Genomic DNA, 22,460 nt, shown 5'->3' with positions numbered 1-22,460 from the left:
AATGTCCGCAGAAGCCGAAGCTTACAGAGAGCCGTATAAATACGGCTTTGTGACTCCCATCGAAAACGATTCCTTTGAAAAAGGATTAAACGAAGACATTATCCGCCGCGCATCCAAAATTCGGAAAGAACCCGAATTTATGCTCAAGTTTCGGTTAAATGCCTACGAAAAATTATTACAAATGCAAGAACCGCGTTGGGCCGAACTCAAATTCGCCCCCGTCAATTTGCAAGACATCGTTTACTATTCTGCACCGAAGACAAAGAAATCGCACGATTCCATCGCCGATGTCGACCCAGAACTTCTCGAAACTTTCGACAAATTAGGCATTCCTTTGGACGAACAAAAGCGCCTTGCGAATGTCGCCGTCGATGCGGTTTTCGATAGCGTTAGCATTTATACAAGCCACAAGAAAAAACTCATGGAAATGGGAATTCTCTTCTGCTCCATTTCCGATGCGATTCAAGAATATCCCGAGCTCATCGAACAATATATGGGAAGCGTCGTCCCCGCGGGCGATAATTATTTTGCAGCACTCAACAGCGCCGTTTTCGGCGACGGAAGCTTTGTGTATATTCCGCCTGGAGTCAAGTGCCCGATGGATCTTTCGACCTACTTCCGCATTAACAACAAAGAAGCGGGTCAATTTGAACGGACTCTTATCATCGCGGATCAAGATGCAAGCGTGAGCTACCTTGAAGGCTGCACCGCTCCCGAATTTTCGAGCAATCAGCTGCATTCTGCTATCGTAGAACTCATCGCTCTCGATAATGCGAGCATCAAATACAGCACCGTGCAAAACTGGTATGCAGGCGACCGCGAAACCGGAAAAGGCGGAGTCTATAATTTCGTCACCAAACGCGGAAAATGCGCCGGGAAAAATTCTCACATTAGCTGGACCCAAGTCGAAACGGGCAGCGCAATTACTTGGAAATATCCGAGTTGCATTTTACAAGGCGACGATTCCCGCTGCGAATTTTATTCGGTCGCACTCACCAATGGAAAAATGCAAGCCGATACCGGCACGAAGATGATTCATCTCGGCAAGAATACGAAGAGCACGATTATCAGCAAAGGCATTAGCGCAGACGAAAGTTCCAACGCTTACCGCGGACTCGTGGACATTCACAAAAGCGCAACCGGTTCCCGCAATTACACAGAATGCGATAATATGCTCGTCGGAAACCGCAGCGCCGCGCATACATTCCCGTATATCAGCGTTGCAAACAAATCTTCTTCAACCGAACACGAAGCCTCGACAAGTCGCATTAGCGAAGATCAACTCTTCTATTTTGAAAGCCGCGGCATCCGCCGTGAAGATGCGATTCAAGCCCTCGTCGGCGGCTTCTGCAAAGATGTTTTCAAAGAACTCCCCGGCGAATTTGCCACCGAAGCCAAACAACTTCTCACGCTAAAATTGGAACACAGTGTTGGATAATGAGGAATTCGTTCCTCATAAAAAAAGCGGCTAAGCCGCTTTTTTAAAATGTTCTCGTTGCGAGGAAAATAATGTGTGGAATGGTCCAATCGGAGCCGACGCGTTCTTGGAGAAGCTCTTCGTCTGAGTCGTAGTGGTAATGGCGGAATTTGCGTTCGCGTTCAATGTTTACCATCAAGAGGCCGCTCCACTTTTCATTGAATTGGACTGAAAGCATCGGCGTAATCGTAATTTCTTTAAAGCCCGGATCATAGGGATCGTAAACGGCGTCATAATCCGATTCGTGGACGATGCCGCTCACCGTATATTTGACCATCGCCGACGGGAAATATTTAAATGGCAAAAGATAAATGAGAGTCGCACCATAAGAATAGCGGTAACCATTTGCCGAATATTCATTGCCGACTTTCCAGAATTCGCCATCTTCTGCGCCCGTGTAATATAAATTCGTTAACGATGCGCTCGGCTTAATCATGATTTTTGTCCAATCGGACTTGGGTAAAAACGACATCAAAGGAATTGTGAGAGTCGCAAAATATTTCACATCGAACAACGCTTCGGTTCCAAAATTATCGCCTTCCAATTCTTTTTTTTCGGGATTGTAAACGCCCATAAAAATGATGCTCGAATTCGAAGAGCTGTAATTAAACGCCGAAGTTACGCTGCCAATGATGCCCAAATCAAGAAGTCCCATCCATTTCGTAGCGGCCATCGCCCGCACCGATGTGCCAAATACATTGAGGTCGCCCGAAAAATCCGTGTTAATCGAAAGCAATTTGCCAAATTTTTTATCCAAAGAAATGGAAGAAGTCCAACTCAGCGGAAATGCGAATGCAAAAAACGGCCAACTTTTGAGAGAGCCGGAATTGCGGAGTGCGCTATGCGGCAAATAAAATCCCAAAAAATTCAAATTATGTTCAATGTCCACTTGAAATGATTCTTCTTTCGGCGATGAATTCGAGGAATCCAAAGAATCCGCAGAAGCTTCACCGTTTTCATTTGCGAATGCGAATGTCGCGCCAAACAAAGAACTCAAAAGGAATCGTCTTAAAAATTTCATACCCCATATATATAAAAGTTTACAAAGATTCAAAGTGATACGCACCACGTTTCCGATAAAACCTATATTTTACGCTATGAAAATATGCCCCCATTGCGGAAATGAACTCGAAGATAGCGCAATCGTCTGCAAGAATTGCGGAAGCGATGCCGAAACCGGTTGGAAAGATGGCGCAGAAAACGCCGATTTAGAACTCCCCGATTACGAAGAAATCGTCGAAAATGAATTGGGGAAAAAGAAAAATCTCGCTGCAAAAATCGCGACCGCGGTAATCGTCACCGTGATTGCGCTCACATTTTTACTTGTTTTCTGTCTTTGATTTTAATTGACTCAGAATTTTTTCTGCCGCTTCAAAATCAAAATCATCGATGGATTTTTCTAACTGCCGAATGAGTTCCATCCGACAAGAATCAAAGCGGAGATTTGAAATCAGTTGAATCGCTGCGCGCGCATCGGCGGGAATCGCATCGCGAATCGCGGGCAAAAGAAGTTCCATCGCTTTTTGCAATTTACTTTCCGCTTCGGGATCGTCGACGATTTTTTCTTGGTGCTCCCCGAGACATTCCGAGGCAAGCGGAATTGTTTTGCGCAAACGTTCAATTAAAGTTTGTAACGAATCGTTTAACGCAGTCCACGGCGTGAGTTTTAATTCTTCGTTGTCTTCGGCAATTTGCGATTCCATTTTGGCAAAGGCTTCTTGCAAATGCGCACAACCAATCGTTCCTAAAATTCCTTTAATCGTATGCGCCATCCGCATCGCCGTTTCTTTTTCGCCCGATGACAAGCAATTCTGAATCCGCGGAATATAATTTTCAAAATCTTCGACAAAGCGGCGAATGACTTTTAAATAAATCGTTTGACTGCCCGCCGAACGATAAAGTCCGAGTTCTGCATTCAATTCGGGAATGCGTTCGAAAAGCGATAAGAACGGATCTTTCGTCAGCGCTAAATTTTCATTTTCCGAAGATGCAGCGTCGGATTTTTCTTCGCACGGAATCCAATGCGAAAGTTCGCGGTAAAGTTCTGCGGGATCAATCGGCTTGGTGACGTGAGCGTTTAATCCCGCGGCCAAACTTTTTTCTTTGTCACCGTGAAGCGCGTGCGCACTCATCGCAATGATGGGAAGGTTGCATTTGTCTTCGCCGAGTGCGCGAATTTTTGCAGTCGCTTCGTAACCGTCCATCACCGGCATTTGCAAATCCATCAAAACGAGAGCGTAATCTTTTTGCTTGACCGCATTCACCCCTTCGCGTCCATTATTTGCCACATCAACTTCTAAGCCTACGCGCGAAAGCAAATCGACAGCGAGTTCTTGGTTTAGCAAATTGTCTTCGACGAGCAAAACGCGCGCATGTTTAAAGCGGTAAACCGTCTGCGTTTTCGCTTTTACCGGGCGAATTTCCATCGGGCAAATGCCGAGGATTTCTTTGAGCGCCAGCGCAAAATCCGAAAGCAAGAATGGCTTTGGCAAATAACGTTTAAATCCCGCTTGTTGCACTTCTTTAAATCGCGCTTCATCATTTCGCATCGAAACGACGAGAATCGGCGGAAGATTAAGACCTGTCGCCTTTAATTTTTCGGCAAATGTCACCGGAGAAATATCGCAAGAATCCCACGAAAGAATAATCGCATCGTAGGGATTCGCAAAATTCTTTTCAAAATTTTCAAACGCTTTTTCGCTCGACGAAGTCGCATCGGCTTTTGCGAGCAAAGCCTTCGCCATTTTTTCTTGAATCGCAAGAGACGTTGCGTTATTGTCCAAAATTAAAAGACGTTTGCCCGCAAGTTCTGCAGTTTCTTCCCGAACATTTTCGCTCACATCAAATGTCAATGTAAAATAAAATTCGCTGCCCTTTCCCGCTTCACTTTTTACGCGAAGTTCTCCGCCCGAAAGTTCGACGAGAGAATGTGAAATCGCAAGGCCGAGTCCTGTACCGCCGTATTTCCGCGTCGTCGAGCCGTCGGCTTGCGTAAACATGTGGAAAAGTTTTCCGGATTGTTCCGGCGTCATTCCGATACCCGAATCGATGACCGCAGTATAAATCGTCGCCTGCGCATTTTCACACTCCACAAGCTCCATTTTGAGAACGACTTGTCCCGCTTCCGTAAATTTTTCGGCGTTGTTGATTAAGTTCGTGAGAATTTGCGAAAGGTGCAGCGGATCGCCGAAAACTCGCGTCGGAATTTTTTCATCGATGTCCGCTAAAAGTTCAATCGGTTTCCCGGCGATGCGCACAACGGCAATCGAAAGCACATTCGAAACGCATTCGCGAATGTTAAATGGAATATGTTCGAGTTCTTGTTTTTTCGCTTCGATTTTTGAATAATCCAAAATGTTGTTGATGATGCCGAGAAGCGATTTTGCTGCATAAGAAATGCGGTCTAAATAATGTTCTTGCTGCGGCGATAATTCCGTCGAAAGCGCTAAATCCGACATGCCGATAATCGCATTCATCGGCGTTCGAATTTCGTGACTCATATTCGCCAAAAATTCGCTCTTTGCCCGCGTTGCATTTTTCGCTTCTTGTTCAGCGCGAATAATCGGCGTAATATCGGTGATGAAGAAAAGGTAACCGATTCCGCTCGAATCTTTGGACGGCAAAACAGAACCTTGTCCGCGGCACCAAATTTTTGTGCCATTCGGAAGCGGCAATTCAAAATTTTCATTCCAAACCGAGCCATTTTCCAAAGCTTCTAACGGTTTCTCTAAAATTTTTGCGGGCACACCGATTTGTTCTAAGTCATCGTAATACATGCCGATAAATTTTTCCGAAGGAACGCCGAAAAGATCCGAGACGCGCTTTGACGCATAAGTGATTTTCATTTCATTGTCGAAAATGATAATCGTATTCTGCGACGAAAGCATAATGGAATCCAAAATGGAATCTTTTTGAACGGCAGAAGTTTCATCGGTAACGAGGAAAAGATAACGCACCGACGCATCGTCTTCGATGAGCAAATTAAAGGAGATATTCCACCAGAGAATTTTTCCGTCTTGTTTTTGCACAACGATTTGATGTGAGCCGATTTCACTTGTCTGCGGCGCAGCCGTTTTTTGTGCGTTCAGTACAAAGTCTTTGAATTCGGGATTCGGAATAATATCCCACAAATTTTTTCCCTGCAAATCGTGCCAGTCTTCACCGCCGTTTACATCGGCGATATTAGAACTCGCCCGCAAAACATGAAAATTATTATCCGTTAAAATCAGCGAAAAATATTGACTTCCAAGAATCGCATCAAAGAGCGCGCTCGAATTGACGCTGTCCGTTAAATCTTTCGAAATCATTCGGCGGAAAAGAATTCGGCTCGTGATAAAAGTGACGATGATTAAAAGCAAAATACAAATGCCCGCGAACATGATAAAGTTCCACGTCTTTCCGCTTAAAAGGGCTGCGGTTTTATTTTGCGGGACGATGTGAATCAAATGCATCGGCAATTTATTGAGCGGCGAAACCATCGCCATATATTGTCGCCCATGCGCATCTTTAAATTCAAAATTGGAAACTCCCGCCGGAAGAGAATCCACATCAAATAATTCTTGCGTTGAATGCAATAAAGTATAAACGCTATCGAGAGTGATTTCGCCGAGACTTGTCAAATACGGAAAATAAGTGTAAACGCTATCCGATTCATTGTTGACGAGCATTGTAATGCCGCCGCTTTCTTTGGAAAGAGTCGAAAGGGCTGAGCGAAAATCGTTCACATCGACATCTTTTGCGATGACGCCTTGAATGCGATTTTGCTTGGTCCAAATCGGAAGAGAAAGTGTAAAGACGCGTTTTTCTGCACCAAAATTGAATGTCGGTTCGGAATAAGCGAAGCCTTCATTGCGACACGCTTCTAAGTACCAAGACTTCATGCGAAATTCAGGATGTGCGGGATCGCGACGATATCCGCGGGCACTGACATAGACGCCATTAGAACCGCCGTAATACAAATCGACGGCATCTTGCCTCCGCAATTCCGAGGAAAGAAATATCTTCAAATTCGAAGGTAATTTGTGCGCAATTTTTGAATGAAAGCGTTGAAACGGCGAAGTGTATAAAGCCATTTTTTCTTCACACGCTTGCGACATTTGCTGCAATTTTTTCCCCGATTCCGCATACGCATTTTCAAAAAGAAAGGAGCGCATGTAAAAGGTAAACGCCAAAAAGCAAACGATCATCGCCACAAGAGTCGGGATAGAATACACCCAAATAATGCGAGAACTGAGAGCGCTCTTCGTTTGGCGAATTTTCATTAGTCAGCAAATCTCTTATAAAATTCAGGAAGTGTATCGGCGAAAGTTTCAAACGCCTGAACGACAGCGGGATCAAAATGCGAACCGCTGCCTTCGCGGATAATTTGCATCGATTCCGCATGCGAAAGCGCATTTTTGTAAACGCGTTTTGAAACGAGAGCGTCGTAGACATCGGCAACGGCCATCATCCGCGCACAAAGCGGAATTTCTTTGCCCGCAATTCCTGTGGGATATCCTGAGCCGTCCCATTTTTCATGATGATATTTCGCAATGTTTGCTGCGATAACAACCATTGGATTATTGTGCAATTCTTGAGTCGCCGAAAGCAAAACTTGATAACCGAGAATCGTGTGCTTTTTCATTTGCTCGCGTTCTTCATGAGTCAAAGGGCCTGGCTTCCGTAAAATGCCATCGGGAATTCCCACTTTGCCGATATCGTGAAGAGGCGCAGCAATCGCATATTCTTCAATGATTTCTTCGCTATTCAATTCTTCTTTAAATTCGTCAAAGCCGCTCATCACTTCGGCGAGCTTGCGCACGATAAATTGCGTCCGCCGTAAATGCGTTCCCGTTTCGTTATCGCGGAATTCGGCGAGGGCGCCCAAACTCGTAAGCATCACTTGCAAAGTTTTTTGCAAATCTTTCGTCTTCTGCGAAAGTTGCGCCGTCCGTTTTTCGACCAAGTCTGCGAGATGATCGCGGAAAAATTTCCGTTCGAGTTGATTGCGAATGCGAAGCCGCAAAAGTCCTTGATTGAACGGTTTCGTCACATAATCGTCGGCGCCGAGTGCGAGACCTTTCATTTCGCTTTCGCTTTCAATTTGCGCCGTTAAAAAAATCACCGGAACATCTTTGCAAGATGGAATTTCCCGCAGGCGACGATAAGTTTCGTAGCCATCCATTTCGGGCATCATCACATCCAAAAGAATTAAATCGGGAACACTGCGTTTCACGAGTTCAAGCGCACGCTTTCCGCTAAGCGCGACGTGTACATCGTAATTTTCTTGAACAAGAGCCCCTTCTAAGACTTCAATATTCGGCTTCGTATCGTCGACGATTAAAATCTGGGGTTTGCAGTTATCTTCCATATAAGAATAATCTATTCTATTTCAATAAAAAAAGAACAATTATAAGTTTTTCGTTGTTTTTGCAAGAAAACAAAAAAGCGCCCGAAGTGGACGCTTTCTTCTTATTCTTTGATTTTTATTTGTCTTTAATCACCATGATGCCGCTGCGTTCGATTTTTGGGAAAGGCTTCATGCCTTCGCCGCCTTTTCCCTTATCGAGGACTTCGAGCAATTCGCCGTCTGCGGAATATAAATGCAATTCCCACGGACCTGCGGGCGCATTAAAGTAGCCCGAATTTTTCTGCACATTTCGCTGAAAGCTTTTATTTAAGCGATCCGAAACGCTTCGCGCTTGCACGAGCGAAACGTCGGACAAATTCCAACCCGTGTCGCAACCGCCCATGTCGAAAATTAGAACCGCATTTTCGTCGGTCGGTTCTTTCATCGTGAACTTCCAACTAAAATCTTGCCAACTCGTCGAAAGATCCAAGAAGCGACCGTTTGCATAAGGCACATAATTTTCGGATTCGCGTTTGATGTCTACATTTAATGTGCGCGGTTTATCGGCCTTTGCCCGCATGCTAAACACATAAGTGACGCCGTTTCGAAGCGGGAAGCTTTGCTTGAATTGCAAATTCCACGATTCTTTGCCCGCATCTTGAATGTCAAAGTGAGCGATGCGATTTTCGACGCGGAATGTCGCCTTGCCGCCCCAAAAGTCTGCAGTCCAACCGGCGGTGCCTTCGGTAAAGTCGCCGTTAGAAATCAAATTGCGTCCGCGGTCCGAAATGCCTGTTGTAAAATCAGCATTTTGGATGAAAGTTGGGATAACGCTCGTATTTTGAATGCCGAGCGGACTATCGACGCAGACATCTTTTCCCCAGCCGACGAGAGTATTGAACGATCCGTGAGTCGTCATATCCATTTCGGGGCTATCGAAATTTCCCGGTCCCCAGCTCCAAGCGAGCCAGCCGATTTCTAAGCGTTCTGCTTCGGACATGATAAATTTATACGGGATTTCGCGGGCGCCGTTCACTGCGACAGGCGCAAATTCGCCGACGATTAACGGCAAATTTTTCTCGACCGATTCTTCGAGGACGCCGGTAATGCGTTCTTTCACCGTGGCGTAGCCCGTCTTTTCGGGATTGTGCCGTTCTGTCGGCCACCACATGTGAATGTCAAAAATCAAATTGTGTTCGGGATCTGCTGCGAGTAAACGATTTCCTTCGTTCAAAATATTCGTGGAACTTTGTCCCCAGTTATCCGCATCGATAATCAGCGGAACACGAATTCCCGCGGCGCGCATCCGCGTAACAGCCGAAGCATACGCTTCGTAAAATTCTTCAGGGCGTTCTTCTTCGCCGCCGACTTCGTTCCCGATATTCACCAGTAAATATTCTTGGTGATCGAGGATTAACTGCATCGCATCTTCGCGGGTCCAGAAATTCACCAATTCCGGAAGGCGACTCCACTGCCCTGTCGCATCGTGCAATTCCACTATCGGAATCATATTGTTGACGATACTTTCATCGACCAAACGATACAAATCCGAGATGCGCCCGTGCATATTCCACACAATGCGAACGCAGTTGGCGCCGGTTTTTGCGATTTCGGGAATGGATTTTCCTTCGCGGTCTGTCCAAATAAACATGTGATTCACCCCGCGGAGAATCACTTTTTCATTGTCTTTGGTATAAAGAAAACGCCCCTGAACAAAAAAGCCTGGCTTTGAGTTGTTTACAGATTCCATCGGAATACCTATTCTAAAATGATTACGACTCTAAAATAACAAAAAAACGCCCTGAAATGTTCAAAATTTTGAATGGCAGAAAAAAAGCGGCATTTTTACGAAAATGGGCGAAAGAATCCAGAGAAACAAAAACTGCCGCCTTATCGATTAGGCGGCAGTTTTTACGCTCATTCAGCTGCGATTTGATTATTCAAACGGAACGAGTTCGACGCGGCGGTTCGCTTTGCGACCCTTCTTCGTCTTGTTGTCAGCGATCGGGCGGGTATTGCCATAGCCCACAGCGCGGATGCGGTCTTCAGAGACGCCTTTCTTGATAATGTAATTGGCGACGCTCTTCGCACGGTCTTCGGAAAGCTTTTGGTTGTGTTCTGCAGAACCGCTTTCGTCGGTGTGACCTTGCACTTCGATCTTCGCTTGTTCATACTTTTTCATCAAGTTTGCGACATCGTCCAAAGTGCCGAAGCTCTTCTTCGTGAGCTTTGCCGAGTTCAGCTGGAAGGCAATGCCTTTGCGGAGCTGGCTCAAGTCTTCTTTTTTGCGGACAGGGCATCCGACTTTATCGACTTCAACACCGTGAAGAGTATTCGGGCATTGATCAATCGCATCGATGACTCCGTCTTTATCGCTATCGAGAATGCAGCCGGTGCTATCGACGACGGCACCCTTCGGCGTATTCGGGCATTTATCGTGGAAGTCGGCAACGCCATCTTTATCCGAATCGAGCGGGCAACCGGTGCTATCGACCATGACACCGCTTAATGTATTCGGGCATTTGTCTAAGCCGTCATAAACATTATCCTTATCGCTATCGAGCGGGCAGCCGGTGCTATCGACAACGGCACCCTTCGGCGTATTCGGGCATTTATCGTTTGCATCATAAACGCCATCTTTATCGGTATCGGTTGTATCGACGCGGGCAGCGCAAATGGCAGCGGTATCAATCGGAGCGTTCTTTGCCGAATCCGCAGCGGCAAGCGCTTTCGCAAGGCTATCGGCACGAGCAGAATCCACCGGATTCTTCACCGGGCAACCGATGCTATCGACAGCAGTTCCAGCCGGAGTTCCTGCGCACTTGTCTAAGTAATCCGGAATGCCATCTTTATCTTCGTCCATCGGGCAACCGTTTGCGTCGACATTCACACCGCTCGGCGTATGAGCGCATTGATCTTTCTTATCTTCGACGCCATCGTTATCTTCGTCATTATCCTTCGCAAACGGATTTCCGCGCCAAGTTAAGAGGGCAGATGCACCGTAGTCTGCGGCACCTGTCTTATAACGGACCACTTTTCCGCCTTGATGCTTGTCCACGCTTACGTATTTTTCGGTGAGTTTATCTTCGTCGATGAAGGCGGTGATACCGATGTCAGCGCCCACTGCCAAATCAACTCCCTTTGCCAAGTGGAAACGCACACCCGGAGTAATGCGCATCGGATCGGAAAGCGGATCGCGCCAATGGCTCGAATTCGTTTTTTCAACTCGCATTTCACCTGAATATTCGAGGAAGATATCCATCGCTTCAATGCCGGTGAAGTTTAAGCCGGTGCCGTAAAGCATCGTGTTTGCGCCTTCGTTAAAGACGCCGACAAATCCGATGTTGCTGTTCCAACGGAGAGGAATTCCTAGACGATTAAAGTCCAAAGTCAAAAGGAGGCTCGCTTCTAACGCCCAATCGTCGGCGGTAAAGGCGTGATCTTCGCCCCAAGCGTTCACATACCAAACATGGCGAGGACGCATACCGGCTTTTTTGTCACCGGTCGGGAAGTAAATTTGTCCGAGAACAGCGACGTTCACTAAATCCGTCGTATCGAACATCGGCAAGCGGAATTTTGTCCAAAGTTGAATATCACCGAGTCCCCAGCCATTCAATTCGGCGTCTTCGTCATCGGGGTTAATGTCATCGTAATGAATCGGAACCACAACACCGAGGTCTAAGAAGTCCAAAAGACCGACGGCTGCGTGGAAATTTCCAGAAATCGAAGGCATCAAGCTGTTGACCATCGTCGCTTGACCATTCGAATAGTAATAGTAATCATAGGCAGAAGGCTGCGCATCGGCAACGCCTTCGGCGCCGATACCGACAGAGATTCCCCACTGTCCTAATGTTTTTGCACTTTGCTGATGAAGACCGTCACGGCCCCCTTCTAGCCCCGTTTCTGCAAAAGCAATTCCGACCGAAAGCCCGAGAATTGCTGCGATTAGAGATTTTGTTCTCATATCATCTTCCCTTGAAAATCAAAATTTGCAAGCGAAATGTAGCCAAAATCCGTAAAATTGTCCAGTTAAAATGCAGATTTTTCCGATAAGTGTGCGATATAACACACTAGCGCGCGGGCTTTCCCTTTTGCGGATAACTCATTTTTCATTTTTGATCGCCGCTACAATTCGGTGGATAAAATAAAGATTTTGATGACCGCTACAATTGAAATGGCGCCCCGAGGTTTTGAGAACTTAGAGCGGAGAAAATTCTAAGCTCTAAATTCTAAGTTCTAAGCTCTTGCATTACCACGCGGCAAAGCCGCTTTTTAAAATTTTCTTTGCACAATAAAAATGACCGTTGGCACAGCCCATTCGTAGCCGATGCGTTTTTGGAGAAGTTCTTCGTCTTCGTCGAAATGGTAACGGGCGAATTTGCGGACGCGTTCAATTTTTGTCATCAACATACCGCTCCATTTTTTGCTGAATTGAATAGAAAGCATCGGCGTAATGCTGATATTTTTGAAACTCGGATCGTAATCGTCGTAGACCGCATCGTAATCTGACTTGTGCACGATTCCAATGACATTATACGAAAGCATCGCCATCGGGAGATACCGAAATGGAAGCATGTAGAGAAGAGTTGCGCCGTATTGATAACGATAACCGTTTGCAGCAAGTTCATTTCCCGCTTTCCACATTTCTTTGTCGGCGGCTCCCGTGTAATGCAAAAAAGTAAAACTCGCATTTGGCTTGAGCAAAATTTTTGTCCAATCGCTTTTCGGAAGAATTGCCATCAAAGGGAAAGTCATCGCGGCAAAATATTTGACGTTGAACAAAAATTCCGTCATGAAATAATCATTTTCGAATTTCTTTTTTTCGGAATTGTAAACACCCATTTGCGTCATATCGCTGCTGTAATTGATTGCAGAATTGACGCTGCCGAGAGTTCCGATTTCGAACAAATGCAAAAGTTCAATCGATGCCGTAGCCCGCACTCCTGCGCCCATGAGATTCAAGTCGCCGGTGAATGCGGATTTGACGCCGAGTAATTTGCCGAAATTTTTCTGCATTTTGAGAGTTGATGTCCAACCGAGAGGAGTTGCAATCAGAAAGAATGGCCAACTGCGCATATTATCGGAATTGCGTAAACTCCGATGCGAAAGAAAAATCGCGGCGAAGGAAAAACTATTTTCCCAATTGATTTGAAGAGCATTCGCTTTCGACGAATCCGCTGCATTTTCTTTGGTGGAATCTGGAGCATCTTTTTTGACGGTGTTCGCCGATGCAATGCTTAGAAAGCCGCAGACGAAGCACACGAGAAAAAATACTCTTCGGAAATCAAAGAAAATTTTTTGCATACAATTACCCCAAGCGATTAAAATCTTCCGAGGGTAATGCCAGCGTAAAGTCCGGGCCAGAATTTCGCCTTGTGCCCTTTCACGCTCCAATCATCGTGCCACTTGCCTTTCGGTTCGAGCATCACCGATTGCAAATCGCCTTCGGACGCAAGGTTGAGCGAAAAGCCTGCCGAGATGCCGACGAACGGAAGGAGTCTTGCTACGCCACCGAAACGCAGCCGATGATGATAATTGCTGTTGTCATCGTCAAAGGAATCTTGCGCAAAGAGGAACATATATTCGAGTTCAAAATGCGTTCCGTATTTGCCGAATTGCGTGCCGATGCCGAGTCCCGATTCGTAAATATCTTCGTAGCGGTCAAATCCTTTTTCGAGTTCCCGCGACATTTCAATCGAAGTAAAGAAATACGCTGTTCCAAAATGAAATGCAAATGCGGTGGCGCTCATTTCGTTAATGCTTCCGGTCACATTCCAAACGCCGTTTCCGACAAAGTTCAAAAGACCGATCGGCGTTTTGTCCGCGTATCCTACGAAGTTGATAAGACCGAATTGACGCCCATGCGTTTTCCATCCGAAATTGATGACGGAAACTTGCGGCGCATTTGTTTCTTTGGCGACGTTCATTAAGCCCGCTTGCACATTCACATTTTCAGAAACGTTTAGAACACCGACTTGCACTTTGGATTTTTTCGAAATATTTCCTAAGCCGATTTGCAAATCAGAAACTTTCGCAATATTCGCTCCCGAGCTGAGTTGCGCGCCTTTGAGTGTATCGGTATAGTTAAAAATTCCCGAAATTTGAATGCCTTCGATTTTTTCAAATTCCATGTTGAATAAACCGGAAACTTGTGCGCCGTGCATTTCTTTTTTCGCAACGCTTCCGATTAAACTCACTTGCGTTCCCAAAAGAATGTCATCGGATTTGTTGAAGAAAATGCCGAGCATTAAACCTTTCCGCGGATTCGGTTCCAAATCGGCAGCGTTAAATGTCACGCGATATTTTCCGCAATGATCGAGAGAATCGATGCGCGAATTGAAATTCTTTCCGCCGATTTCTCCGCGAGAAACCGTTTCTTCGGCAGCGACTGCTTTGAAATTCGCCGAAGCGAGATTTTGAATTTTTCCTTCTTGCAAAACGACTTTGGCTTCTTGATATTCTGCGGGCTTTTCTAAGCGGACAGAATAATTCCCCGCCGGAAGCCCAAGACTCATCGCGCGTCCCGATTTTTTATAAAGTTCTGCGACGAGTTCGCCTTTTTCATCGCGGATAAAAACGCGGCCTTCTAAATTTTCAGCCAGGCCTAAGCCCGCTTTGGTGCTCCGCAAATCGGTCATCACGACATCGCCCGTTCCCGTTAAGCTCATGTCACGACTTGGATGTTGTGCACCGCCGATTGTCGTTTCGGTTTTTTGAAGAGTTTCGTTAAATGCGAATTGATACGCTTCGGATAAAGTCACTTTGCCGTCGCCGCTCAAATCGCCCGCGCCGCGTAATCCGCTCACGAGAGAATGTGTAAAGAAAGAACCTTTGAGTTTATCGCTTTCTTGGCTCGCTTCATCTTGAGTGCTGCTCGTGATGAAAGCATAACCTTTCATATCGCTGCTCTGATCGATCATAAAAGCGGGAACTTGTGCGCCGCCCTTTGCCCGCGTAATTGCGCCCGAGCCACACGCATCGATGACGGCGATTTTTACATCTGCATTTAATGCATCCACGCGTTTACGAAATTTTTGCCATGCGACGAGTTCATTTCCTAAACGCAGACCATTTTCGTCAGCGTGACCGCTATAATAAATCAGCACTTCTTCGCGACCATTTCCCGCATTCTTTTTTAAGCGAGAATCGAGAGCGTCGAATTGTTTTTCGAGTTCCGAAACTTTCGGCTCTTTCACAAAGATAATGTTCTGTTTCGGAGTTCCGCCCATTTCGCCGATGACAGCGGCAAAAGATTTGGCATCAAATTCCGCATAGCGTAAATGCGGACGTCCTTCGCCACCGTAATTTGAACTAATCGCAAAAACATAACGGTTTATCGTTCCCGAATTTCCGGCCGCAGCGGAAAATGAAGCTGCGACTAAGAGAATGAAAATCCAACTCATCGTGAGAATCGATTCATCAAAAAATTTTTTCAGTTGACGCATTATTTTGCCTCCTTACGCACCGTAAATGTTACCGTTTGAATCTCCTTCTGTTTTAATATGGAATCAAAATCATCCGCATTGACTGCAAAACTTTTTGCCGAAGTGAGGAGGAAAAATTTTTCAAAATGCGGAGCGTCGTCTAATTTATAAGCGAAAGGAAGAGTCGTCATTTTCCCCGGTTCTAATTCTACTGCGGAATTGCCGTTTCCTAAATGCACCGTGAGAACGCCGCGCCCATCCATACTCAAGAAAATGCCAAAACATTTCTGTGGCACAAGATAACGCAACTGCAATTCATCGCCTTCGCGCACTGCGTCTAAATTTTGCAAAAGCACCGCCGTATCTGCAGATTTTTTCCAGACTTCAATTCGGCTTTGCATGCCTTTAATTCGCACATCCGAATCCGAAAGCATCGCAACTTCGACGCCTGCGATTTCCGAAACCGGCACAATTTGCCGTTCGGATTTTGCGATGAAAATCACCGAAAGAATTCCGAATGCGACGACAATCATCGCTGCAATTTTAATCATCCAATTTGAATGATTCGGTTTATTTCTCCGTTCTTGAAGAAGCGCGTCAAAGCGTTCTTCCGAAAATTCTTCGCGGATTTTTTGATTTTGTTTGCGCAGAAATTCCACGCGGGCGCGGAAAATTTCATCGGTCGCTTCGCGCTCTTGTAAAAGTTTCATTTCGTCTGCCGGGAGTTCCCCGAGCAGATATTTTTCGAGTTTTAAATCCGAAAGGACTTTACCGGATTTCATTTTTTGCCTCCAATTCTTGGACATGGTTTTGCAAATTGCGCAAACGTTTGCGCACGCCGCTTACCGAAAGTCCTACGGTTTCTGCTGTTTCTTCGAGAGTCATGCCATCGACAAAATGGAGCACCGCAATCGTCCGCGTCGATTTTGGCTCTTTTGAGAATATCCGTTGGAGAATTCCCTTCGATTCAAAATCGTCCGCTTCATCTTGGGCGCAGGCAATTTGTAAAAGCAAATCTTCGCTAGAAACATGCACTCCTCGGCGCACTTTATCACGCAAACGATTGAGGCAAAGCCGCGTCGCTGTATTCCAAAGTAAGCTAGACGGAGACGAAAGATCGAGATGTTCCCATCGATCGTAAATCCGCAGGAAAACATTTTGCATTATGTCGCCCGCTTCGGCATGATCCTTTAACAGAAATTCACAACGCCGAAAAACCATCGGTGAATATTCCGTATAAAGTTTCGAAAAAGCCTCGCGGCGGGTTTCATTTTGCTGTTTCATGCCATTGTAACACCTGAGGAGGAAAAAAGTGTTACTCTTTTTTTTAATTATTCTTCATATTCGTATTCATCTTCATCATCTTCGCCGTGATCTTCGTATTCGTCCTTTTCATTCGGGAGAATAACAAGGCCAAGAGTCACCGGCTCGCCTTTTTCATTTAAAAATCCTTCGAGGTAAAGGGTCGTCGAAAGGCGAATTAAGCGTAAATCCATCATCGTGCCGCCGTCGTGAATGCTTTTCGGACCGTGCGGAATAAAGAGAAATTTTTTGCGGACATATTCAAATCGATTCGCTTCAAAGTTCCAAGCCCAACGCGATTCGCCGTCTTCGGATTCTTTGTAAGTGCAAATTTCGGCATCGACATCGCATTCAAACGAAGAATTATCCTGGTAACGTTTATTCCATTCGGTGCTAAATGCGCAAGTTTTAATGCTGTGTCCGCCGTTCATATTCGAATTCAATTTATCGTTAATCGTCACAATGTCCATTTTTTCATCTTTGACTTGATTCCAAACATCGCGTAAAATCAGATAACTTTCAATTCCGCGCGGACAATTTCCGGTGCGGTTCACTTCTTCGTGGGCGGCGAGAAGTTTCTGCTGCAAATCCACATCGACCGTCATCGGAATTTCGACTTCTTTAATTTTTTCGATAACTTTTTTCGGCGGAACGGCGATAATTTTGTCGCCTTTTTTCACCAAATAACCGAGTTCATCGCGGACCATATTTAAGCACTGCTGCACGTGAATGCCAACGGTATTCGAAGCCGCACTCACAAAGTCCACGCCGATTTCCAAATTCCATTCGCCGACTTGCGATGAATTTTTATCGAGTTTGCAATACGATTCTTCGCGGACACCGTCGATGTAAACGATTTTCGCTTTGAGTTTCGTAAGCATTTCGCCTTCTTCTTCCAAGCGTTCGAGGCTCCAAAAATCCGGATGCTGCCGCAAAAGTTCTGCGAAAGCTTTATCGCCGTCAAGCGCAGGCAAAAGCGAATCGTTACGCGCATTTTTTTCTTGTAAAAGCGCAGAATATTCTGTCGTAATATCGGGATTATTAAAAAGGGAATGTTTCGCTGCCAAAGAAATTGTCGAAGCGATGAAAAGGAAAAAAAGAATTCTAAACATAAACGCAATTTAGAAAACTTCCGTTCCTAAGAAAAGAAAATTTCTACGAACTTCTCCGCGTGAAAATTCGATTCCCCGCATACAGTAAAACGCCGAGCAAAATGATGACTGGGCCGACGGTAAAATTCAACTGATACGCGAGAAGAAGTCCTGCGAGAGAAAGTAAAAGCGAAAGCCCGCAAGCGAGAAGCATCATCTGTTTTAAATTCCGAGAATGACTTTCGGCAACGTATGCGGGAATCGTCAAAAGCGCAATCACTAAAATCAGTCCGACGGTTTGCACTGCCATGACGACAGTGCACGCAATCATCGCCATCAAAAGCATGTAAAGGCGAAGCACAGGAACGCCGCGGATACGAGCAAATTCCGCGTCGTGCGAAATCGCTAAAAATTGCCGAAAGAAAATAATCGATACCGCTAAAATTCCTGCGGTTAAAATCGTCATGCCGAGAAGAAGTTCCCGCGGAACCGTGAGAATGCTCCCGAATAAAAAGCTCATCAAATCGCCGCTATATCCCGGCGTTAAATCCGTGAGAATGACGCCCGTCGCCATACCGCCCGCCCAAATGACATTGATGAGAGTGTCCGCACGTTCGCGTTTTGTCCATGTGACATATCCCATGATAAACGCACAAGCGAGAGCGACGCCAAGCGCACCGAGCATCGGAGAAAATCCAAAAAAGCAAGCGAGTCCAATTCCTGTAAAAGAAGCGTGCGCAACTCCGCCCGCTGTTCCTGCAATTTTATTGACTACGACATAAGAGCCCATCACCCCGCAAGAAATCGCAACAAGAACCGCTGCGATTAAAGCGTTTTGCATAAACTCTAACGAAAGCATTTCAAGCATAGACCAAGTATAGTTAAATTCAAATGGAGAGAAAAAATTTTAGCGGCATTTCTATTTCCGCAAAATCTTCAACGTTTTCTTCCAATACTTTCCCGTAATCCAAAGAAATTTTCCGTCGTAAGCGATGCCGTTTAAAACTTCAGCTTTGGAATTTTGACGACGTTCCGCTTCGGCGATTTTCGAAAAATCCAACCATTCTAAAACCGCGCCCGAATGGATGTCGATGACCGCGATAGAATCCGAAAGCCAGACGTTTGCGTAAAGTTTTCCGTCAACCATTTCGAGCTCATTTAAATTTTTGATTTTCCTTTCGCCATCGCGCACTTCGAGGGTTTTAAAAACACGTTTATCTCCCGGCGAAATCCAATAAAGATTTGCTGAGCCATCGGAAAGAATCAAAGCGCCACCGTCGAGAGTGAGCCCCCAACCTTCTCCCGGAATTTCGAATTCCGATTTTTTCGTCAATGTTTTCGCATCGATGACGAAAGCTTTTCCTTCGCGCCATGTGAGCCAAAAAATATCGTTTCCGAATTGAACAGAACCTTCGCCAAAATATTTCGATGAAAGTTTTAACGAATCCGTCGCCGGCTTCCCCGCTTCGGGATAACGCAAAAGACGGGAATCGCCGTAGCGTCCCGTCGTCTCGTATAAAGTTTTCCCGTGAAAGAAAAAGCCCTGCGTATAATTCTCGGGATGATGTTCTACGGAATCGAGAACAGAAAATTGCCCGAGAAGAGCGGCCAATGCAATTTCGGCAAACATTATTTTTCAAGCCAAATATCGGGCCAGCGATCGTTTGCCGTGTGATAAGTCAAACGGGCTGCGGTCTTTGCCGGCGTTCCGATTTGCCACAAATACAATTCGTAATCGTAAATGTCGTGATCGTGACCTTTTGCGGTTGCGCCCCAAACGAGCCATTTTCCATCGGCAGAAACGCGCGGAAAATATTCGTGCGAACGACGACCCGGAAGATCCATTAACTTCGCCGCTTTCGGCACGCCGAAGAATCCGATTTTTTCTTGCTGCACACCGTCTTTTAATGTGAACCACAAAATTTCACTCGGCGCTGCGGTGCCACCGTTTCCTGTCGGATTCACGCGATAAACGCGGCTGCCATCTGCAAAGAAATCGATTTGGCAACCGTCACCCGACTTGTTCCATTTCTTTTTGGCGATGTCCCAAATTCCCGTTTCACGCATCGATCCGCGGAGAGTAATCGCCAAATATTTTCCATCGGGAGATAAATTCGGCTCTTGTAAAATGACGCCTTTTTCGTCAAATGCTTTGACGCCATCCAAGAGAAGAGTTTCTTCGCCCGAGCTCAAATTTTTCTGATATACATTTGCACCGCGCGAAAAGACAATCGATTTTCCATCGGGGCGGAAAGTTCCCCACGTTGCATTTTCTGCGACTTTCTTTTCGTCCGAGCCATCGGCATTGATCGTCCACAAATCCCACTTTTCCGGATAATTCGCATCGTTTTCCGGAGTCCATCCGCCTTTTGAACGCGTAAAAATAATCGTCTTGCCATCAGGAGAAAAACGCGGGAACCAATCGACCGTCGTGGAATTGGTCAGCTGTTTTTTTTCGGAGCCGTCGGCGTTCATCAGCCACAAATCATGAGTGGAATGGCTGCGCGAAGACGACCAGACGATTTTGCCTTTCAATTTTCCCTGAAGAGCATTCAACGCGGCCTGTTCCTCGGATGTCGGAGAAACGGGTGCGCCTGTCGGAGCCTCGTCGGCAAAGGCGGATGTGGAAAAGGCAAGAGTCGCCATCAAGATTTTCAAAAATTTCATAATGTTCCTTTCAGATTTTTACAGATGAAGATAGAAAAATTCAAGGCTGAAGCCAGACGTCAGGATGCCAGAGATCCGAACCGGAAACGAGCGAGTGAACCGAAGAATCGCGGATATCGACAAGTAAAACGGTTTCGTGGACATCGCTGGTCTTCATGGCGGTCAAGAGGAAATCCGAGCCGAAAACCCATTCGGGTTGATCAAAACTGTAAGGTTCCGGCGAGGGAATGCTCCCGATCAAATTCCCGACCGAGTCTGCAACGAGAATACGGTGATGCGCCAAATAATCTTCGCCGGAAAATATCCGTCCCCGTTCCGCGCCAAGGTCAAGAAAGATCGTGCGCAAGGATCCGTCCGTAGAAAGTGAAACGTTGCAAATCTGCGAGCTATCATACCAAATCGTATCACGCTCTTCGCCCTGGATTTTCGTGTGAACACGCAGAAAGTGCGCCCCAGTGACCGCAAGGCGCATATCATCGGAAATTCCGCCATGATAGTTGCCTTCAAGAATTTTCTGCGGCATGCCAAAAGCACCGTCCTTGAAGGAAACCATATAAGTCGATTGCTCTTTCCAGAAATCGTCTTTGCGGTTTACGCCTGCGCTCGTAACGTAGATAAGGACCGTATCGCCATTAATTATACGCCAACGCGGGATGGCCGCAGGTCCGCCGAGTGAAACCCGTGTCGAAGATTCCGGTCCGAGTTCCTGCACGTAAACTTCCGAATAAGTTCCAACCGGCTCCGGCGATGTTCCAAAAGCGACCCACTTGCCGTCCGGCGAAATCGTCGGATGATAGACGTTCAGTTCCGAAACAAATTCGACGGCTTGGGCGGAATCCCTGCTAAAGCGAATGTAGGTCAGATTTCCGGTCGAATCATTGCGGAATACAAGACGCGCTTCGGAAACCTTGAGCGAGTCGAACAGATAGGCGGAAGCGTTTTCTTCGATCGTGACCGCAGTTTCGGCAGTAGGCAATGGCTGTACCTGAAGCGGCGAAGATTCCGAGCAAGAGACTAGACCAAAAGTCAGAGAGAAAACAAGCGAAACTATGAGGGGACTTTTCATTGAATATCAAGTGTTTGAAAAAGTGAATCTAACCGGGCCGAGAATTGCTGGGCGCCCGCTTCCGAAAGATGATCCCAGTCGTAAGCCATTTCGTTCGTGTAATCGTGATTACCCATTTTATTTTCGTCCATCAAACGGAAATGCGGATATTCTGATTCCAGCTGTTGCAAGCGTTCAATCATCGTTTCTGCAAACGAACGGCGCAGTCCATAACGCCCAAAGGCTCCCGTATTTTTATAGTTCGGATTCTGCGGGAAAATCACGCCAATCGCATAGATGCCAGACGCCTCCGCTTTTTCGAGAATTTCCCGAATTTTGGCGAATGCTTTTTCGACGCCATTCTTTTCAAATCCCGTCCAAGTCGTATCGTCCGAAATTTCCAATTTTTTTGTCCAGCCGATTTCCGATCCGGGGGGCATAGGAATAATCATGCCATAAGTCGAATCATAGCGAATCCGCTCTGATTCGTTCGCCCCGTAAGCGTTCACCGTTAGATCGTAAAGTTCTTCCGGAAAGCCGTCTTTCCAGAAATCGTGATCGATGTCGTAGCGGATTCCCGGCGAATTTTGGCCTAGGAAATTCGCTTCCCAAGAATTGTGGTTGCGATGATAGTGATAAGAAAGCAGATCCAAATCGATACCAAAGACAACTACTTTAAGATTTGGCAAAATCGAGCGTCCATAACCAAAAAGCATTCGTTCCGAGGCATTGATGTCAATCGACGCATTGGCGGCGTTCACCACAAAAAGTCGCGAATTTTCTCGGCGATTCCAGTAGCGCGGATCGATAGCTATCTGCGGTCTCGAAGATCCTGTTACAAGTACCGAAGCAGAATCCCGATATTTATACAGAACTTGCAAAGTGATTCTAATCGCCGTCATCTCGGCCCCCGTATTTTCTGTTTCATACACCCCCGCGCTGTCCAAGTCCAGTTCAAAGTCCGAGACATTCAGCCCATCCACCCACAGGTCCGGATGCCAGAGTTCCGCGCCCGAGGCAAGTTCCACAACGTTCGAATCGCGCGTGTTCACAAGGGCGATCTTCGAATGCGCGCCGTCCATGTCCGTGAGGGTCGCCACGGCGAAGTCCTTTTTGCCATGCACCC

At 46.3% G+C, this 22,460-nt stretch carries 16 protein-coding genes and 1 pseudogene; 2 read left to right on the top strand and 15 right to left on the bottom strand.

Annotated elements, in window-relative coordinates:
• Position 1: 1 nt before the first annotated feature.
• Positions 2–1,438 (top strand): Fe-S cluster assembly protein SufB, encoded by a 1,437-nt coding sequence (gene sufB, locus B0H50_RS01545; RefSeq protein WP_106198136.1) that lies wholly within the window; start codon positions 2–4, stop codon positions 1,436–1,438.
• Positions 1,439–1,481: 43 nt separating this feature from the next.
• On the opposite strand, the gene B0H50_RS01540 is transcribed toward sufB, so the two are convergent.
• The gene (locus tag B0H50_RS01540) at positions 1,482–2,498 is read right to left on the bottom strand and encodes a hypothetical protein (RefSeq protein WP_106198135.1); all 1,017 of its coding nucleotides are present in this window, start codon (positions 2,496–2,498) and stop codon (positions 1,482–1,484) included.
• 76 nt (positions 2,499–2,574) lie between these two features.
• Here B0H50_RS01540 and B0H50_RS01535 point away from each other — a divergent pair, with 76 nt between their 5' ends.
• Positions 2,575–2,817 carry a zinc ribbon domain-containing protein gene (locus B0H50_RS01535; protein WP_106198134.1) on the top strand — a complete coding sequence of 81 codons (243 nt, stop codon included), beginning with the start codon at positions 2,575–2,577 and terminating at the stop codon, positions 2,815–2,817.
• On the opposite strand, the gene B0H50_RS01530 is transcribed toward B0H50_RS01535, so the two are convergent.
• The 14 genes and pseudogenes from B0H50_RS01530 to B0H50_RS13250 all read right to left on the bottom strand — a co-directional run.
• Positions 2,797–6,738, bottom strand: coding sequence for a response regulator (locus tag B0H50_RS01530; protein ID WP_109587133.1), 3,942 nt, complete (start codon positions 6,736–6,738; stop codon positions 2,797–2,799). The genes B0H50_RS01535 and B0H50_RS01530 overlap by 21 nt on opposite strands.
• Positions 6,738–7,826, bottom strand: coding sequence for a response regulator (locus tag B0H50_RS01525; protein ID WP_106198132.1), 1,089 nt, complete (start codon positions 7,824–7,826; stop codon positions 6,738–6,740). The genes B0H50_RS01530 and B0H50_RS01525 overlap by 1 nt, the downstream gene beginning before the upstream one ends.
• A 115-nt stretch (positions 7,827–7,941) precedes the next feature.
• Complete coding sequence (locus B0H50_RS01520) at positions 7,942–9,555, bottom strand: cellulase family glycosylhydrolase (RefSeq protein ID WP_106198131.1); 1,614 nt, start codon at positions 9,553–9,555, stop codon at positions 7,942–7,944.
• Positions 9,556–9,741: 186 nt separating this feature from the next.
• A complete protein-coding gene (locus B0H50_RS01515; protein WP_109587132.1) occupies positions 9,742–11,769 on the bottom strand; it encodes an OmpA family protein in 2,028 nt (675 codons plus the stop codon).
• 308 nt (positions 11,770–12,077) lie between these two features.
• A complete protein-coding gene (locus B0H50_RS01510) occupies positions 12,078–13,109 on the bottom strand; it encodes a hypothetical protein (protein WP_106198129.1) in 1,032 nt (343 codons plus the stop codon).
• Between the two features lie 17 nt (positions 13,110–13,126).
• Positions 13,127–15,250: a caspase family protein gene (locus tag B0H50_RS01505; RefSeq protein WP_106198128.1), complete on the bottom strand. Its 2,124-nt coding sequence runs from the start codon at positions 15,248–15,250 to the stop codon at positions 13,127–13,129.
• A complete protein-coding gene (locus B0H50_RS01500; protein WP_109587131.1) occupies positions 15,250–16,011 on the bottom strand; it encodes an anti-sigma factor family protein in 762 nt (253 codons plus the stop codon). Before B0H50_RS01500 ends, B0H50_RS01505 begins: the two co-directional genes overlap by 1 nt.
• Positions 15,998–16,513: an RNA polymerase sigma factor gene (locus B0H50_RS01495; protein ID WP_106198126.1), complete on the bottom strand. Its 516-nt coding sequence runs from the start codon at positions 16,511–16,513 to the stop codon at positions 15,998–16,000. The genes B0H50_RS01500 and B0H50_RS01495 overlap by 14 nt, the downstream gene beginning before the upstream one ends.
• 47 nt (positions 16,514–16,560) lie before the next feature.
• The gene (locus B0H50_RS01490) at positions 16,561–17,643 is read right to left on the bottom strand and encodes a hypothetical protein (protein WP_106198125.1); all 1,083 of its coding nucleotides are present in this window, start codon (positions 17,641–17,643) and stop codon (positions 16,561–16,563) included.
• A 43-nt stretch (positions 17,644–17,686) separates the two neighbouring features.
• Entirely contained in the window at positions 17,687–18,490 is an 804-nt protein-coding gene (locus B0H50_RS01485; RefSeq protein WP_106198124.1) for a metal ABC transporter permease, read from the bottom strand.
• A 51-nt stretch (positions 18,491–18,541) separates the two neighbouring features.
• Positions 18,542–19,252 carry a glutaminyl-peptide cyclotransferase gene (locus tag B0H50_RS01480; RefSeq protein WP_106198123.1) on the bottom strand — a complete coding sequence of 237 codons (711 nt, stop codon included), beginning with the start codon at positions 19,250–19,252 and terminating at the stop codon, positions 18,542–18,544.
• Positions 19,252–20,289 carry a TolB family protein gene (locus tag B0H50_RS01475; protein ID WP_109587130.1) on the bottom strand — a complete coding sequence of 346 codons (1,038 nt, stop codon included), beginning with the start codon at positions 20,287–20,289 and terminating at the stop codon, positions 19,252–19,254. Before B0H50_RS01475 ends, B0H50_RS01480 begins: the two co-directional genes overlap by 1 nt.
• 40 nt (positions 20,290–20,329) lie before the next feature.
• Complete coding sequence (locus B0H50_RS01470) at positions 20,330–21,265, bottom strand: hypothetical protein (protein ID WP_109587129.1); 936 nt, start codon at positions 21,263–21,265, stop codon at positions 20,330–20,332.
• Positions 21,266–21,351: 86 nt separating this feature from the next.
• Positions 21,352–22,460: pseudogene (locus tag B0H50_RS13250) on the bottom strand (TIGR02171 family lipoprotein); the annotation flags it as partial.

Origin of the sequence: Hallerella porci, from assembly GCF_003148885.1 — a bacterium.
In the GTDB taxonomy this organism is placed as follows: domain Bacteria; phylum Fibrobacterota; class Fibrobacteria; order Fibrobacterales; family Fibrobacteraceae; genus Hallerella; species Hallerella porci.
Note: the sequence above shows the minus strand (reverse complement) of the source record. Positions and strands in the feature narration are given on the sequence as shown.

What these genes read in the sequence shown, in the direction of transcription:
- sufB (WP_106198136.1), top strand. Translation starts at nt 2, where the DNA reads ATGTCCGCAGAAGCCGAAGCTTACAGAGAGCCGTATAAATACGGCTTT.
- B0H50_RS01540 (WP_106198135.1), bottom strand. Translation starts at nt 2,498, where the DNA reads ATGAAATTTTTAAGACGATTCCTTTTGAGTTCTTTGTTTGGCGCGACA.
- B0H50_RS01535 (WP_106198134.1), top strand. Translation starts at nt 2,575, where the DNA reads ATGAAAATATGCCCCCATTGCGGAAATGAACTCGAAGATAGCGCAATC.
- B0H50_RS01530 (WP_109587133.1), bottom strand. Translation starts at nt 6,738, where the DNA reads ATGAAAATTCGCCAAACGAAGAGCGCTCTCAGTTCTCGCATTATTTGG.
- B0H50_RS01525 (WP_106198132.1), bottom strand. Translation starts at nt 7,826, where the DNA reads ATGGAAGATAACTGCAAACCCCAGATTTTAATCGTCGACGATACGAAG.
- B0H50_RS01520 (WP_106198131.1), bottom strand. Translation starts at nt 9,555, where the DNA reads ATGGAATCTGTAAACAACTCAAAGCCAGGCTTTTTTGTTCAGGGGCGT.
- B0H50_RS01515 (WP_109587132.1), bottom strand. Translation starts at nt 11,769, where the DNA reads ATGAGAACAAAATCTCTAATCGCAGCAATTCTCGGGCTTTCGGTCGGA.
- B0H50_RS01510 (WP_106198129.1), bottom strand. Translation starts at nt 13,109, where the DNA reads ATGCAAAAAATTTTCTTTGATTTCCGAAGAGTATTTTTTCTCGTGTGC.
- B0H50_RS01505 (WP_106198128.1), bottom strand. Translation starts at nt 15,250, where the DNA reads ATGCGTCAACTGAAAAAATTTTTTGATGAATCGATTCTCACGATGAGT.
- B0H50_RS01500 (WP_109587131.1), bottom strand. Translation starts at nt 16,011, where the DNA reads ATGAAATCCGGTAAAGTCCTTTCGGATTTAAAACTCGAAAAATATCTG.
- B0H50_RS01495 (WP_106198126.1), bottom strand. Translation starts at nt 16,513, where the DNA reads ATGAAACAGCAAAATGAAACCCGCCGCGAGGCTTTTTCGAAACTTTAT.
- B0H50_RS01490 (WP_106198125.1), bottom strand. Translation starts at nt 17,643, where the DNA reads ATGTTTAGAATTCTTTTTTTCCTTTTCATCGCTTCGACAATTTCTTTG.
- B0H50_RS01485 (WP_106198124.1), bottom strand. Translation starts at nt 18,490, where the DNA reads ATGCTTGAAATGCTTTCGTTAGAGTTTATGCAAAACGCTTTAATCGCA.
- B0H50_RS01480 (WP_106198123.1), bottom strand. Translation starts at nt 19,252, where the DNA reads ATGTTTGCCGAAATTGCATTGGCCGCTCTTCTCGGGCAATTTTCTGTT.
- B0H50_RS01475 (WP_109587130.1), bottom strand. Translation starts at nt 20,289, where the DNA reads ATGAAATTTTTGAAAATCTTGATGGCGACTCTTGCCTTTTCCACATCC.